The sequence below is a fragment of the Caldimonas sp. KR1-144 genome (assembly GCF_049446155.1).
Taxonomy (GTDB): domain Bacteria; phylum Pseudomonadota; class Gammaproteobacteria; order Burkholderiales; family Burkholderiaceae_C; genus Rivibacter.
Window position 1 is genome coordinate 362,489 of the sequence record NZ_JBMSEE010000004.1, and the last position, 14,621, is coordinate 377,109.

Consider the following 14,621-nt stretch of genomic DNA (forward strand, 5'->3'; position numbering starts at 1 on the left):
CTTCCGTTGCCGGCACGGTTCAGGCCATCGCCAGAATCGGGCGCATGATCCTGACCCTCCAACACCTAAAAACAGCCGTGCTCGCTCTCTTCGGGATCGGTCGTCGAGCGTTGTGGGCCGCCGCGCCCATGGCGCTGCTGTGGCCGCACGGTTCGGCGCATGCCGCCTTCGACCTCGAGACGCTGGCCTCGCGCGCTCGCGCGCTGGCGGCCGCGCCCTGGCGGGCGCCGCCGCCGGCCATCGACGCGCGCGCGGCCGCGCTGAGCTACGACGAGTACCGCGACATCCGCTTTCGCACCGAGGCTTCGTGGTGGCGCGATGCCGGGCTGCCCTACGAGCTGCAGTTCTTCTCGGTCGGGCGGCGATTCACGCACGCGGTGCGCCTGCAGGAAATCGTCGACGGCCAGGAGCGCCCGCTGGTGCTGCCGCCCAGCGCGTTCAACTACGGTCGCGCGGCGCCCGCCTTTGCCGCCGCCACGACGGCGCAGGCCGCAGGATTTCGCATCCATACCGCGCTCAACCGCAAGGACTACAAGGACGAGGTGATCGTCTTCCTCGGCGCGAGCTACTTCCGCGCGGTGGGCAGCGGCCAGCACTACGGCCTGTCGGCGCGGGCGCTGGCGGTCGACACAGCCGGCGGCGCCGGCCCGGAAGAGTTCCCGTCGTTCACGGCCTTCTGGCTCGAACGCCCGGCCAAGGACGCCCGCTCGCTGACCCTCTACGCCCTGCTCGAGGGCCCGCGCGTCACCGGCGCCTACCGCTTCGAGCTGCGCCCGGGCACGACGACCGAGGTCGACGTGCAGGCGCGCGTCTTCCTGCGCGTGGGCGCTCAGCCGCCGGTGACCACACTGGGCATCGCGCCGCTGACGACGATGTTCCTCGGCGGCGAGAACCAGCCGCACCGGCTCGAAGGCGACCCCGACTTCCGCCCCGAGGTGCACGACTCCGACGGCCTGCAGATCGAGAGCGCCGACGGCGAATGGCTGTGGCGCCCGCTGATCAACCCGCGCCACGCCTTCGTGACCAGCTTCCAGATGCCGCGCGGCGTGCGCGGCTTCGGGCTGATGCAGCGCGACCGCCGCTTCACGAGCTACGAGGATCCGGAGGCCCGCTACGACCAGCGCCCGAGCGTGTGGATCGTGCCGCGCGGCGACTGGGGTGCCGGGCGCGTCGAGCTGCTGCAGTTCGATACCCCGGACGAAACCAACGACAACATCGCCGCGTACTGGGTGCCCGCCGTCTATCCCAAGCCGGGCGAGCCGCTGGCTTTTGCCTACACGATGCGCTGGCAGGGCGACGACCTGCAGCGCCCGCCCGGCGCCTGGGTCGAGCAATCCCGCGTCGGCCGCAGCTATGAGCAGCCAGCGCCGGGCGAAGTGCAGTTCAATATCGACTTCGCCGGTCCGGCGCTGGCCGGCGAGGCGCCACCCGAGCCAGTCGTCAACCCCGGCGACAACGCCCGCGTTCGAGTTGCCACGGTGCATCCGCTGCCGGGCGAGCCGACCCGCTGGCGGTTGACGCTGAAGATCCAGCGCCTGGACGCGTCGAAGCCCACGGAGCTGCGCGCCTTCCTGCGCCGCGGCCCCGACACCCTGAGCGAAACATGGACCTACGCAATGCCTCCCCGCTGAGCGTGCCGCGCGCCTCGACGGCGCCGGCCCTGCTGCGCGGCGCGATGACGCCGCGCGCCTGGCACGGGTTCTGGGCCGGCCTCGCGGTCGCGCTGCTGGCCGCGCTGGTGGGCCGGCGCAACGCGACCCGACTCGACGCGCCGTGGCGCGCCGCGGCGGGGCGCCGCCGCGCGTTGCTGCTGGCGCTGGTGGCCGGCTGCGCGGCGCTGGCCACGTGGCTCCTGGTGCCCGAGAACATCGCCGATGCGCCGCCCGCGCAGATCGCCCAGGATGCGCTGTTCGCGCTGCTGTTCGCATGGATCGCGGCCGGCTGCATCACCGCGGTGATGGGCTGGCGCAGCCTGCAGCGCGGCGATCCGCACGGCCTGTCTGCGCGCGACCTCGACCGCCAGACGCCGCTCGATCCCGCGGCCCGCACCGCGATCGTGATGCCGATCTGCAACGAGGACATCGCGACCGTCTTCGGCGGCCTGCGCGCGACGATCGAGTCGCTGCAGGCCGCGCCGGACGCCGCGCTGTTCGACGTCTTCATCCTCTCTGACAGCCACCGTGCCGGCCTGCCCGAGGCCGAGCTGGCGGCGTGGCGCGAGCTGCGCGCCGCGCTGGGCGAAGCCGGCGAGCGCGTCCACTACCGCTGGCGGCGCCGGCGCACCAAGCGCAAGGCCGGCAACGTGATGGACTTCTGCCGCCGCTGGGGCCGCGCCTACCGCTACATGGTGGTGCTCGACGCCGACAGCGTGATGAGCGGCGAGGCGCTGTCGGGCCTGCTGCGCATGATGGAAGCGCATCCGCGCGCCGGCATCCTGCAGACCGCGCCGCGCGCCGGCGGCATCGACACGCTGCATGCGCGTGCCCAGGCCTTCACCGGCCGCGTGACCGGGCGCCTGTTCTGCGCCGGCCTCGCGTACTGGCAGCTCGGCGAATCGCACTACTGGGGCCACAACGCGATCCTGCGCGTCGAGCCCTTCATGCGCCATTGCGCGCTGGCCAAGCTGCCGGGGCGCGGCGGACTCGCCGGCGAGATCCTCTCGCACGACTTCGTCGAGGCGGCGTTGATGCGTCGCGCCGGCTACGAGGTCTGGCTGGTCGGCGACCTCGACGGCAGCTACGAGCAGCAGCCGCCGCACCTGGCCGACGAACTGCAGCGCGACCGCCGCTGGTGCCAGGGCAACCTGCAGAACGCGCGACTGATCGCCGAGCCGGGCTTCGCCGGGGTGCACCGCGCGATGTTCCTCACGGGCGCCCTGTCCTATCTGGCGTCGCCCCTGTGGCTGGCCTTCGTGCTGCTGGGCGCGCTGCCGTGGCTGGCCGACGCCAGCGCCACTGCCGCGCCGAGCGGCGCCGCGCTCGCCCTGTGGACCGCGACGCTGGCGATGCTGTTCCTGCCGCGCCTGCTCGGCGTGCTGCTGGTGCTGCAAGAAGGCGAGCAGCGCGCCTACGGCGGCGCCTGGCGCCTGGCCGGCAGCGCCGCCCTCGAGGCCGTGCTGTCGGCGCTGCAGGCACCGGTGCGCATGGTCGCGCATTCGCTGTTCGTGCTGGGCGCGCTCACCGGGCTGAAACTGCAGTGGACCTCGCCTTCGCGCGAGGCGCAGGACATCGGCTGGCGCGACGCCTGCGCGCGCTTCGGCGTCGCCGGCGCGCTGATGGCCGGGCTGTTCGCCTGGCTGCTCGCCGGGCGGCCCACGCAGGCCTGGCGCATCGCGCCGCTGGCGCTGCCGCTGCTGCTCGCGGTGCCCTTGTCGGTGGCGACGAGCCGCGCGCGCATCGGCCAGGCGCTGCGCCGGCGCGGCTGGCTGCTGACCCCCGAGGAATCGCAGACGCCGCCGGTGCTGCGCGCGGCATGGCATGCCGGCAGCATGCCGCCGGCCCTGCCTGACGCGGCGCAACAGCCGCCGGTTCAGGCGCCGCGTGTGAGCGCCGTGGCGGCCTTGCCCATGCGTCGCAGGCCGGCGCTCGCGCTGGCGCGCCGCGCGATGGTGGCGGCCGGCGTCGGCGCCGCCGCGCTGACGGCGGCCGCACTGCCCACTGGCATGGGCGACAGCGCGCTGACCGCCAACCATCTGGAGCTGCAGCGCATCGTGCTGATGGCCTCCAGCCCGGCAGCGGCGCCGCGCGTGCTGGGGCCTGCGCCGCGCCTGCAGCGCGCCAAGGCGGCGCTGCGGCCCGTGCCCGAGCCGGCCCGCGCCGCGGCGGCAGCCACCGCGGCGATCTGAGCGGCTTCGCTCAGCGCTTCAGGATCACGCCGCAGGCGATGCGCGCACCGGCATTGCCGGTGGGCTGGGTCTTGTAGTCGTCCGGCTGCACGTGGACGATGACGCCGCGGCCGACCAGGTCGGTCGCGCCGCTGCCGATCGTTACGCCGGTCAGCGTGAAGCGCGCCTCGGCGTTGCCGTTTGCGTCGGCCTTCAGCGACGGCATGTCGCCCGCGTGGTGCGCAGCGTCTTGCGGGCCGTGCGGGTGGCCGTCGGGATTGAAGTGGCCGCCGGCGCTCATGCCGTCGCCGCTGGAGCAGTCGCCCTTCTCGTGCACGTGGAAGCCGTGCTCCTGACCGGGCTTCAGGCCGCTGACCTTGGCGACCACCGCGACGCCGCCGCCGGCCTGGCTGAAGTCGACCACGCCCGAAGCCGTGTTGCCAGTCGTGGGTTTCAACTCGGCGCGCGCGGCGGGCGCCGAGCCAGGCATTGCGCCGCAGCCGGCCAGGCCGGCGCAGGCAAGCGCGGCCAGGGCCGCCGGAAGCAAACGATGAGTCTTCATGCGACGCTCCTTCTTGTTCGTCCGATCGACAGGCCCAGCGGGCCGCGCGATGCTCAGCGCTTGACGCCTTGCAGCTTGGCGAAGGCCGCGGCCATCGCCGAGGGCGCCGCCTGCTGGGCGCCCCGTGGCGCACTGTAGCGCTCGTTGCGACCGGCCGGGCGGTAGGCGTTGTCCGGCCCACCCGAGCGCACGGGCGCGTCGAGCTTCATCGTCAGCGAGATGCGCCCGCGGGCCAGGTCGACCTCGAGCACCTTGACCTTGACGATGTCGCCCGTCTTCACGACCTCGCGCGCGTCGTTGACGAACTTGTTCGACAGCTGGCTCACGTGGACCAAGCCGTCCTGGTGCACGCCGAGGTCGACGAAGGCGCCGAACTGCGCGACGTTGCTGACCGTGCCTTCGAGCGTCATGCCTAGCTGCAGGTCCTTGATGTCCTCGACGCCGTCGTTGAAGCGCGCGACCTTGAAGTCCGGGCGCGGATCGCGACCGGGCTTCTCGAGCTCGGCCAGGATGTCCTTCACCGTGATCGCGCCGAAGCGCTCGTCGGCAAAGGCCTCGGGCTTGAGCTTGCGGATCACGTCGCTGTTGCCGACCAGCTCCTTCACCGGCCGCTTGACGCTTTCGATGATCTTCTCGACCACCGGATAGGTCTCGGGGTGCACGCCCGAAAGATCCAGCGGGTTGTCGCCGTCGCGGATGCGCAGGAAGCCGGCCGCCTGCTCGAAGGTCTTGGCGCCCAGGCCGGCCACGTCGAGCAGCTGCTGGCGGTTGCGGAACGCGCCGTTCGCGTCGCGCCAGCGCACGATGCTCGCAGCGACCGCGCCGGACAGGCCCGACACCCGCGACAGCAGCGGTGCCGACGCCGTGTTGAGGTCGACGCCGACCGAGTTCACGCAATCCTCGACCACGGCGTCGAGCGTGCGCGCGAGCTCGCTTTGGTTCACGTCGTGCTGGTACTGGCCGACGCCGATCGACTTAGGATCGATCTTCACCAGCTCGGCCAGCGGATCCTGGACGCGCCGCGCGATCGAAACCGCGCCGCGCAGGCTCACGTCGAGGTCGGGCAGCTCCTTGCTGGCGAACTCCGAGGCGGAGTAGACCGAGGCGCCGGCCTCGCTGACGACCACCTTCTCGATGTGCGTGCCCGGCGCGAGCTGCTGGATCTTCTTGATCAGGTCGCCCGCGAGCTTGTCGGTCTCGCGGCTGGCGGTGCCGTTGCCGATCGCGATCAGGTTCACGCCGTGCGTCGCGCACAGCCGGCCCAGCGTGTGGATCGAGCCCTCCCAGTCGCGCCGCGGCTCGTGCGGGTAGACCGTGCTGGTGTCGAGCACCTTGCCGGTGTCGGACACCACCGCGACCTTCACGCCGGTGCGGATGCCCGGATCCAGGCCCATCACGACGCGCTTGCCGGCCGGCGCGGCCAGCAGCAGGTCGCGCAGGTTCTCGGCGAAGACCTTGATCGCGACCTTTTCGGCCTCTTCGCGCAGGCGCGCGAACAGGTCGCGCTCCAGGCTCAGCGAAAGCTTGACCTTCCAGGTCCAGGCGATGGTCTTGCGGATCAGGTCGTCGCTCGGGCGCTTGGCGTGGCTCCAGCCGAGGTGGCGCGCGATGCGGCCCTCTGCCAGCCCTGGCTTGCCGACTTCGACCTCTTCGTCGAGCACCAGCTTGGCGTCGAGGATCTCCTGCGTGCGGCCGCGAAAGACGGCCAACGCGCGGTGCGAAGGCACGGTGCGGATCGGCTCGTCGTAGTCGAAGTAGTCGCGGAACTTGGCGTGATCCGGATGGTTCTCGTCCTTTCCGTCGGCGAGCTTGGAGCGCAGCAGGCCTTCGCTCCACAGCCATTCGCGCAACAGGCCGACCAGGGCCGCGTCCTCGGCCCAGCGCTCGGACAGCAGGTCGCGCACGCCGTCGAGCACCGCGAAGGCATCGGCGAATCCGGCCTCGGCATTCACGAAGGCCGCGGCCTCGGCCTGCGGGTCGAGCGAGGGATCGGCAAACAGCTTGTCGGCCAGCGGCTCGAGCCCGGCCTCGCGCGCGATCATGCCCTTGGTGCGGCGCTTGGGCTTGAACGGCAGGTAGAGGTCCTCGAGCTCCTGCTTGGTCGGCGCGGCCTCGATCGCGGCGCGCAGCTCGGGCGTGAGCTTGCCCTGCTCGTCAATGCTCTTGAGCACCGCGGCGCGGCGCTCTTCCAGCTCGCGCAGATAGCCCAGGCGGCTTTCGAGATCGCGCAGCTGGGCATCGTCGAGGCCGTCGGTGGCCTCCTTGCGGTAGCGGGCGATGAAGGGGACCGTGGCCCCGCCGTCCAGCAGTTCGACGGCGGCATTCACTTGAGCCGGCCGAACCTTCAGTTCGGCCGCGATCTGCAGCAGGATCTTTTCCAAGGCGAGAAGGCTCCCCGTACGGGAGCCGGGATCGAAAGCCGCGCAGTTTAGCCAGACAGGAAGGGCGTCAGCTCGCGACGACGGCTGCGGGGCGTTCGCGGTCCAGGTGCGCCCAGGCCGGGCGCTTGAACAGCCAGCGCAGCCAGGTGCCGCGCACCGCCCAGTACAGGCACAGCGCGGCCAGGATGCCGAAGGCCGTGATGGCCAGGCCGCCCCAGCCGTTAAAAACCGGCCAGCCCGAACTCACCAGCCAGCGCGTCATCGCCGCCAGCGGGATGTAGAAGCCGACATAGACGACCAGCGACTGCTGCCCGAGGTAGCGCAGCCACCCCATCCATGGCACGAGGCTCAGGAGCCCGCTGATCGAGATCACCGCGCAGGCGCCGGCCAGGCCGAGCGCGAGCGCGACGACCGGCTCATGCGACCACCCCTGCCCCACGGCAACCCCGTTGACCGCGGCCCACGCGATCAGCCCGACCACGGCCGCGCCGCGATGCGTCTGCACCCACGCCACCAGCTTGAAGAACCAGGGCGCGAACGCATAGCCGGCATAGAAGAACACGAAGCGCTCGCCAAAGTTCTGCAGCTGGTGGATCGGGCTGCGGAACTCCGAGATGAACAAGCCCGCTCCGAAGGCCAGCATGGCCCAGGTCGGCACGCGCCGCGTGAGCTTGGTGAAGACGAAGAACACCGCCAGCAGCTGGATGAACCACAGCATCGCGTAGGGCTCGACCATCCAGCGCAGGAACTCGAGCGCCAGTGCGTCGATGCGGTCGAACGACTGCGCCGCGCTGCGCACCGCGAAGATGATCGCGCTCCACAGCACGAAGAAGTACAGATAGTGGACGACCTTCTTGTCGAGGTAGGCGCGCCAGGGACGGTCGATCACGCGGGCGAGGAACAGGCCCGAGATCAGGAAGAAGTCCGGCATCCGGAAGGGCCGCGCGAACTCGACCAGCTCGTCAAGCCAGTTCGCCGGCGGCAGCGCCCGGCCCAGTTGCCCGAGTTCCTGATGCAAGTCGCGGGCGGCGTACATCATCACCACCGCGACGATGCAAATGCCCTTGGCGTAGTCGACCCAATCGAGGCGGTGGCTGGAGGAGGAACCCATTGGTGCTGCGCTTCCCGTACGACTGCTTACAAACGGATACGGCACCTTAGTTGGCTTGCACGACGCTGTCGACCACGCAATCGGGCGTTGCGCGCGCCGCCCGACCAACGGTGGCCAGAGAGGGCCGCAGCGGTCGAGAGCAGCGGCGTTCGGGGCCGCCTGCAGACGGCCCTGCACGCACGGTTTCAGCAGGCCGAGAGGCCCAGCTTCTCGAACAGCGCCTCGTCGCGCTCGACGTCCGGGTTGCCCGTCGTCAGCAGCTTGTCGCCGTAGAAGATCGAGTTCGCGCCGGCCAGGAAGCACAGTGCCTGCACCGCCTCGCTCATCTGCTGGCGCCCGGCCGACAGCCGCACGTAGGCCTTGGGCATCGTGATGCGCGCGACCGCGATGGTGCGCACGAACTCGAAGGCATCCAGCTTGTCGACATGCGCCAGCGGCGTGCCTTCGACCTGCACCAGTTCGTTGATCGGCACCGACTCGGGGTAGCTCGGCTCCATGTTGGCCAGCTGGGCCACCAGGCCGGCGCGCTCGCGGCGGCTCTCGCCCATGCCGACGATGCCGCCGCAGCAAACGCTCATGCCCGCGTCGCGCACGTGCGCCAGCGTGCGCAGGCGGTCTTCGTAGACGCGCGTCGAGATGATGCGGCCGTAGGCCTCTGGCGCGGTGTCGAGGTTGTGGTTGTAGTAGTCGAGCCCGGCATCCTTGAGCGCGTGAGCCTGTGATTCGCTCAGCATGCCCAGCGTGCAGCAGGCCTCGAGGCCGAGCGACTTCACCTCGCGGATCAGCTCGGCCACCTTCTCGATGTCGCGGTCCTTGGGCTCGCGCCAGGCCGCGCCCATGCAAAAGCGCGTGGCCCCGGCGTCGACCGCGGCCTGCGCGGCGGCTCGCACGGCGCTCACGTCCATCAGCTTGTCGGCCTCGACGCCGGTGTCGTAATGCACCGACTGCGGGCAGTAGGCGCAGTCCTCGGGGCAGCCGCCGGTCTTGATCGACAGCAGCGTGGAGCGCTGCACCGCGTTCGGGTCGAAGTGCTCGCGGTGCACCTGCTGCGCGCGAAAGATCAGGTCATTGAAGGGCAGCGAGAACAGCGCCTCGATCGCATCGACGCTCCAGCGCTGCGGCGCAGCGGCCCGAGCGGCGGGACGGACGATCTCGATGGGGTGGGTCACGGAAGACATGGCAGACGCGGTATCGGGAATCCGGCGGTTCTATCACAGGCGGGCGAGCCACTTCAGGGCACCCAGACCTGCGGCGCGGCCGGTCGTGAAGGAAGCGGTCAGCAAGTAGCCGCCGGTGGGTGCCTCCCAGTCAAGCATCTCGCCGGCGCAGAACACGCCCGGTAGACGTTGCAGCATGAGCCGATCATCGAGCGCGTCGAAGCGAACGCCGCCGGCACTGCTGATCGCCTCGGCGATCGGGCGCGCCGCCACCAGCCGAAGCGGCAGGGCCTTGAGCGTGGCGGTCACGCGCGCCGCATCGTGCACGCCGTCGCGCCCCAGCACCTCGACCAGCAGCGCGGACTTCACGCCATCGATGCCCAGTCGGCTCTTCAGGTGCGTGGCAAGCGAGCGGCTGCCGCGCGGCCGCGCCACTTCGGCCGCGACGAACTCGGCGCTGCGATCGGGCAGCAGGTCGAGCTCGATCGTCGCGTCGCCATGCGCCTCGATCTCGTCGCGCAGCAGCGCCGAGGCGGCGTAGACCAGGCTGCCTTCGATGCCGCCTTGCGTCACGACGAACTCACCCTGGCGCCGGAAACGCGCGCCATCGCGGCCCTGAAACGTCAGCACGACGGGCTTGATCGGCGCGCCGGCGAAGCGCTCGCGCAGATGGGCGCTCCAGCCGCCGCCGGGCGCTGCGGCGACGTCGAAGCCGCAGTTCGACGGGCGCAGCGGGGCCAGCGCGATGCCGCGCTCGGCGAGTTGCGGCCACCATGCGCCGTCCGAGCCGAGTCGCGGCCAGCTGGCGCCGCCGAGCGCCAGCATCACCGCGTCGGCGGCCACGCGCAGCTCGCCGGTCGGGCTGCTCATGCGCAGCGCCGGCACGCCGTGCTCCGCCGCGTCGTCGAAACCCAGCCACCGATGCCGCATGTGGAACGACACGCCCAGCGTGCGCAGCCTGTGAAGCCATGCGCGCAGCAGCGGCGCGGCCTTCATGTCGCGAGGAAAGACGCGCCCCGAGGTGCCGACGAAGGTGTCGATGCCCAGCCCGGCAGCCCACGCGCGAAGCTCGTCGGCACCGAAGCGCAACAACATCGGCTCGAGCGCCGACGCGCGTTCGCCGAAGCGCTCGACGAAGGCCGCGAAGGGCTCGCTGTGGGTGAGGTTCAGACCGCCCTTGCCCGCCAGCAGGAACTTGCGGCCCGCCGAGGGCATTGCGTCGTAGACGTCGACCTGCACGCCGCCCGAGACCAGGGCCTCGGCCGCGGCCAGGCCGGCCGGACCGGCCCCGACGACCGCCACGCGTGCTCGCGATGGCTGCGTCGGTGCGTGGTCGTTCGGTGCGGCGTTCATGGGCGCGGCAGTGTGCCACGCAGTCGCCCGCGGGCCGGCCCGGGCGACCGCTTCGCGATGACTGTCGCCAATGCGACATCTCGGTCGGAACGCAACAGCGACGCCATTCATCGGCAACTGCGCAAGCATGGATTGCAGGCACCCGGTGACCGAGTCGTGACGAATCACTGACCGCTGCTCCCCACCGCTTGCGGCCTTTGCCGGCGTGGCGCGATGCTCCGCAGGACCACCGGCAATCGAACCGGGCCAGCGTACAGAGGGGACACATGACCATCGATCGTCAACGCGGCAAACGCGCATCCAGCACGCGCCGCACCCACAGCGCCGCAGCAGGCACCCAGGCGGCCGGCGACTGCCGCGTGATGTTCCATGGCGGCAAGCATCCGGATCAGGCGCGGCGAGGCCGGGCAGACGCGCATGGCCACTCAGCGCCTGCACCCTCGCAGCACCGGCGCGTGAGCGCAGGAGCGCGCATGCGCGCGCTGCACGAGGCCGCGGCGGCCGCCGAACTGGAGCGCCGCCGTTCCCTGGCCCGCGCACTGCACGACGACTTCGGCCAACTCGTCGCGCTGGCCCAGATCAGGCTGGCCGAATTGACGTTGACGCCGCTGTCGCCGAACGCGAGCCGGCTCGCAGCGCAGCTGTCGACCGTGATGAGCCAGGCATCGACCGCACTGCGCCGCACCTGCTTCGAGCTGGCGCGCCCCGGGGAGCACGGGCTCGACATGGCCGCGGCGATCGAACATCACTGCCGCGAGCTCGGCGCGAGCTTCGGACAGCAGATCGTGTTTCGCTGCGAGGGCGAGCGCCCTGCGCTCATGCCCTCGACCGCCGCGGTCGTGCTGCGCGCCGCGCGCGAGCTGATCGTCAACGCCTGCAAGCATGCGCGGGCGCATCGCATCGATGCCAGCATGAGTTGCCTGTCCGGCGAGCTGCGGCTGGAGGTCAGCGACGACGGCCGCGGCATCGTGAGCGAGGCGTCGCGCGACGAGCCCTGTGGCTTTGGGCTCACCAGCATCCGCCATCAGCTCGACGCGCTCGGCGCGCAGCTGCGCATCGCGCCGAGCCCGAGCGGCGGAACCTTGTGCAGCCTCCTCCTACCCCTGCCATCCCAGGCGCAGTACCGGCCTTCCTGAAAGGACATTTCGACATGCCGATCCGCACCCTGCTGGCCGACGACCACCAGCTCTTTCGCCAGGGAATGGCGGAACTGCTGATGCGCGAAGAAGGCATCGACCTCGTGGGCCAGACCGGCGACGGCCTGGCCTGCGTGGAGATGGCGCGCGAGCTTCGTCCCAACGTCGTGATCACCGATCTCACGATGCCCAGCCTCAACGGCATCGACGTCACGCGCCGTGTCGTCGGCGCCCTGCCCGACACCAAGGTCGTGTGCGTCTCGATCCACGATGAGTCTCACATGGTCAGTGCCGCCATCGAGGCCGGCGCGGCCGGCTACGTGCTCAAGAGCTGCGCCTTCGACGAACTCGCGCGTTGCGTGCGGGCCGTGTCGGCCAACCAGGTCTACCTGTGCCCGGCGATCGCCTCGATCGTCGTGACCCAGTGCCGCCAGGGCACGACACGGGCCACGTCGACGCGCGCCTCACTCACGCCGCGCGAGCGCGAGATCGCCCAGCTGCTGGCCGAGGGCTACACGACCAAGCAGATCGCCTACAAGCTCGCCATCAGCGTGAAAACGGTGGGCACGCATCGTGAGCATCTGATGCGCAAGCTGCGCCTGACCAGCATCGCGGCGCTGACACGGTATGCGATGCACGAGGGGCTGATCTGACGCAGTCGGAACTCGCGCAAACGCCGCGATCGGCTGCCCAACTGGGCAGCGCGTCGCTGCTTGACCATCGGGCCCTTGCATCAACGAATTGCCTCGGCAATTGAGATTGGCAGCCATCAGGTCACTGCCGATTCGCTGCCAATCCTGAACGATGTCTGTCAGGTACGCAGCGCGCTACCCGCGACGTCTCACCCGAGTCGCCTCTGAAAACTCATGGCGGCCACCCCGGCAGGACATCGCGATTTCGTCGCGATAAGGTCAACGTCACCGCCTGCCTGCCGCCTACGCTTACTTGGCTCGGATTCCAACGCAACGTTGGGTCAACGGGCAATAGGAATTCCGGGGGATTAATCCTTCAAAACTCAATTCGAGGAAAACATGGAACTATCTTCTCACGACGCTTCTTCGCACGAAGAAGCGTACATTGATGATGCCCACTATGCATCCGATGATGAAGCCGACAATGTACCCATAGACGTTGACGTGATATTGGAGAACCTTCCGGGAGGGCTTCGAGGTGTGATTCAGCAGGAAGGCGTGTGGACCGCCGATCTGCTCGCCGCATTCCTGGACAAGCAGCATCCCGGCTTTTCACACAGTTACCTAGCCGCTCTGCAACAAGCCCAAGCCGACGCCCTCAATGCCCTTGCGGGAAATCCGTTGCTGTCGGTGATCCAAGCAGGCTTGACATGGGCAGCAACCAACCGCAAGCCCATTCTTCCGAGCGCCCTCGCTTCCCCCTCGATGCTTTTCCCGGGCGTCAAGTTGAGCAAGAAGCACACGTCGCAGGCAAGCGTCGCAAAGACCAAATGGGCGACCGAGTTCGCCACGCTCGCCCGAATCGCGATCGGTAGCGCGGTAACGCAGGATGTTCAGAAGAAGGCGAAACACCCATCCGACGCGGGGCTGCAGGCGCTGCTGATCCACCACCAGCACGTGGGTTTTGCCGCCCTCATTCTTGGTGATATCAGCGAGATCGACCCGGTCATCGGTGATGCAAGCTGCGAGATCCGATGCCCCTTCCTGCTCGATATGTACCAGCGCGTTCAGGCGCATCTCACGCTCGCCAAGAAGCTGCCCGCCGCCCAGAAGCTTGCCGGAGACTTTGTCAAACTGCATCTGAATGCGGCTTATGAGAAGAACGCCCGCGAACCGAAGGACATCAAGCCGAACTCGCATGACTTCGACGCCCTGGTCATGGAGCTTTCAAAGGATATTGACTCGGTCACGGTACACGCCACCGAGTACCTTGGCCTGTGCGTCACGATGTCGCGCTCGTGCATTTGGCGTTTCGACGAGTTCAGGACTCCCTATCACTTCCGCGATGCCGCAACCTTCTACTGCACCCAGGACCCGCACGGCAACATCGTCGATCACAAGCTCAGCTACAAGCAGCGACTGGCGGAGCTGAGCACCGGCTACATGGTGCAGATCGCGCACGACCGGATGCTGGAGGCCGGGAGCAAGGATGCCGGCTTGGCGGCTGATGAACAAAGCGTCGAGGAGATGCTTTATGAAGTGCTTTTGAACAGCAAGGCCAGGAAGAAGGACAAGAACGTCGTCCTGCCGCTGGTGCCGATCTATGCCGCCTTCAGGGTCATCATGATCCATGAGTACGCGAAGGGGCGACCGATCAACGTTCTCGTTCGTCGCATCAGGTTGGGCCGGGACAAGGACCACGTCTACGACCTGGACGATGTCCGACTCCTTCACTACGTTCCCGATCCGGACAACCTCACATACAAGTTCAGCGACAAGATCGCCAATCCGAACCTTCCGTGCATGACCATCGACTCCTTCTCGGTCTGTACCGGTCAGTTCCCGCACTATGTCGACAGCACGTCGGTGGGACTGTTTGAAGAGGACACGCAGCGGTACTTCAATTCGCTGAAGTCAGCGGATCTGGCAACGCTGATTCAGGTCTACGCCGCAGGTCACCCGCCATTCACCGGTGGCGCACTGGTGCCATCGGGCGACCCTCGACGCTACCAGCAGGATCTGCATCTCAAATCTCTCAAGCATGAGCCCTACGGGCTTCTTTGGCCCAACGATCGGATGACCTCCCCGCTCTCGCTTGGATTCATGAGCAACGCTGAGACCAATCTCTTCGACGAGCTCAATCACTTCTACAAGATCGCCGCTGGGTACGAATTGCTCGACGCGCGGCAGGTCGTCAAGGAAGGATCCTACGTCCGTCGAATTGCCCGCCCTGTCTGCTTCGCGCCCGAGCACGTCAAGATCTGGTCATCCGCCCAGGCAATTGCCTACTGCGACAAGCTGAAGGCCGACACGCATGGCAAGAGCTACCCGGCCTGGTTTATTCTGAGGGACGCCAAAGAAGACAAGGACGATTGAATCGACGCGGTCGGGGCGGTCAGTGCCGCCCTTTTTGATGTCGGTTGCACTCATCGCCTGACAGCCGGTCCTTTCTGCTGCGCGAGCGCC

10 protein-coding genes are annotated in these 14,621 nt (G+C 68.9%); 5 read left to right on the forward strand and 5 right to left on the reverse strand.

The window, feature by feature from the left end; all coding sequences use genetic code 11:
- The first annotated feature begins 77 nt into the window (after nt 1–77).
- Nucleotides 78–1,631 (forward strand): glucan biosynthesis protein G, encoded by a 1,554-nt coding sequence (locus tag ACO2TI_RS12190; RefSeq protein WP_423284648.1) that lies wholly within the window; start codon nt 78–80, stop codon nt 1,629–1,631.
- The gene (gene mdoH / locus ACO2TI_RS12195; RefSeq protein WP_423284650.1) at nt 1,604–3,844 is read left to right on the forward strand and encodes a glucans biosynthesis glucosyltransferase MdoH; all 2,241 of its coding nucleotides are present in this window, start codon (nt 1,604–1,606) and stop codon (nt 3,842–3,844) included. Before ACO2TI_RS12190 ends, mdoH begins: the two co-directional genes overlap by 28 nt.
- Nucleotides 3,845–3,854: 10 nt before the next feature.
- Here the strand turns inward: mdoH and ACO2TI_RS12200 are convergent, their stop codons facing one another.
- From ACO2TI_RS12200 to ACO2TI_RS12220, 5 genes are all read right to left on the reverse strand, one after another.
- The gene (locus ACO2TI_RS12200; protein WP_423284651.1) at nt 3,855–4,385 is read right to left on the reverse strand and encodes a superoxide dismutase family protein; all 531 of its coding nucleotides are present in this window, start codon (nt 4,383–4,385) and stop codon (nt 3,855–3,857) included.
- 53 nt (nt 4,386–4,438) lie between these two features.
- Nucleotides 4,439–6,766 (reverse strand): Tex family protein, encoded by a 2,328-nt coding sequence (locus ACO2TI_RS12205; RefSeq protein ID WP_423284652.1) that lies wholly within the window; start codon nt 6,764–6,766, stop codon nt 4,439–4,441.
- Between the two features lie 67 nt (nt 6,767–6,833).
- Entirely contained in the window at nt 6,834–7,877 is a 1,044-nt protein-coding gene (locus tag ACO2TI_RS12210; RefSeq protein WP_423284653.1) for an acyltransferase family protein, read from the reverse strand.
- Nucleotides 7,878–8,062: 185 nt separating this feature from the next.
- Nucleotides 8,063–9,055: a biotin synthase BioB gene (gene bioB / locus ACO2TI_RS12215; protein WP_423284654.1), complete on the reverse strand. Its 993-nt coding sequence runs from the start codon at nt 9,053–9,055 to the stop codon at nt 8,063–8,065.
- 33 nt (nt 9,056–9,088) lie between these two features.
- Nucleotides 9,089–10,387 carry a TIGR03862 family flavoprotein gene (locus tag ACO2TI_RS12220; protein ID WP_423284655.1) on the reverse strand — a complete coding sequence of 433 codons (1,299 nt, stop codon included), beginning with the start codon at nt 10,385–10,387 and terminating at the stop codon, nt 9,089–9,091.
- Nucleotides 10,388–10,584: 197 nt separating this feature from the next.
- Here ACO2TI_RS12220 and ACO2TI_RS12225 point away from each other — a divergent pair, with 197 nt between their 5' ends.
- From ACO2TI_RS12225 to ACO2TI_RS12235, 3 genes are all read left to right on the forward strand, one after another.
- Nucleotides 10,585–11,523 (forward strand): sensor histidine kinase, encoded by a 939-nt coding sequence (locus ACO2TI_RS12225; protein ID WP_423284656.1) that lies wholly within the window; start codon nt 10,585–10,587, stop codon nt 11,521–11,523.
- A gap of 14 nt (nt 11,524–11,537) precedes the next feature.
- Complete coding sequence (locus ACO2TI_RS12230; RefSeq protein ID WP_423284658.1) at nt 11,538–12,176, forward strand: response regulator; 639 nt, start codon at nt 11,538–11,540, stop codon at nt 12,174–12,176.
- A 378-nt stretch (nt 12,177–12,554) separates the two neighbouring features.
- The gene (locus tag ACO2TI_RS12235; RefSeq protein WP_423284660.1) at nt 12,555–14,531 is read left to right on the forward strand and encodes a hypothetical protein; all 1,977 of its coding nucleotides are present in this window, start codon (nt 12,555–12,557) and stop codon (nt 14,529–14,531) included.
- Nucleotides 14,532–14,621 lie beyond the last annotated feature (90 nt).

What these genes read in the sequence shown, in the direction of transcription:
- mdoH (WP_423284650.1), top strand. Translation starts at nt 1,604, where the DNA reads ATGGACCTACGCAATGCCTCCCCGCTGAGCGTGCCGCGCGCCTCGACG.
- ACO2TI_RS12200 (WP_423284651.1), bottom strand. Translation starts at nt 4,385, where the DNA reads ATGAAGACTCATCGTTTGCTTCCGGCGGCCCTGGCCGCGCTTGCCTGC.
- ACO2TI_RS12210 (WP_423284653.1), bottom strand. Translation starts at nt 7,877, where the DNA reads ATGGGTTCCTCCTCCAGCCACCGCCTCGATTGGGTCGACTACGCCAAG.
- bioB (WP_423284654.1), bottom strand. Translation starts at nt 9,055, where the DNA reads ATGTCTTCCGTGACCCACCCCATCGAGATCGTCCGTCCCGCCGCTCGG.
- ACO2TI_RS12220 (WP_423284655.1), bottom strand. Translation starts at nt 10,387, where the DNA reads ATGAACGCCGCACCGAACGACCACGCACCGACGCAGCCATCGCGAGCA.
- ACO2TI_RS12230 (WP_423284658.1), top strand. Translation starts at nt 11,538, where the DNA reads ATGCCGATCCGCACCCTGCTGGCCGACGACCACCAGCTCTTTCGCCAG.
- ACO2TI_RS12235 (WP_423284660.1), top strand. Translation starts at nt 12,555, where the DNA reads ATGGAACTATCTTCTCACGACGCTTCTTCGCACGAAGAAGCGTACATT.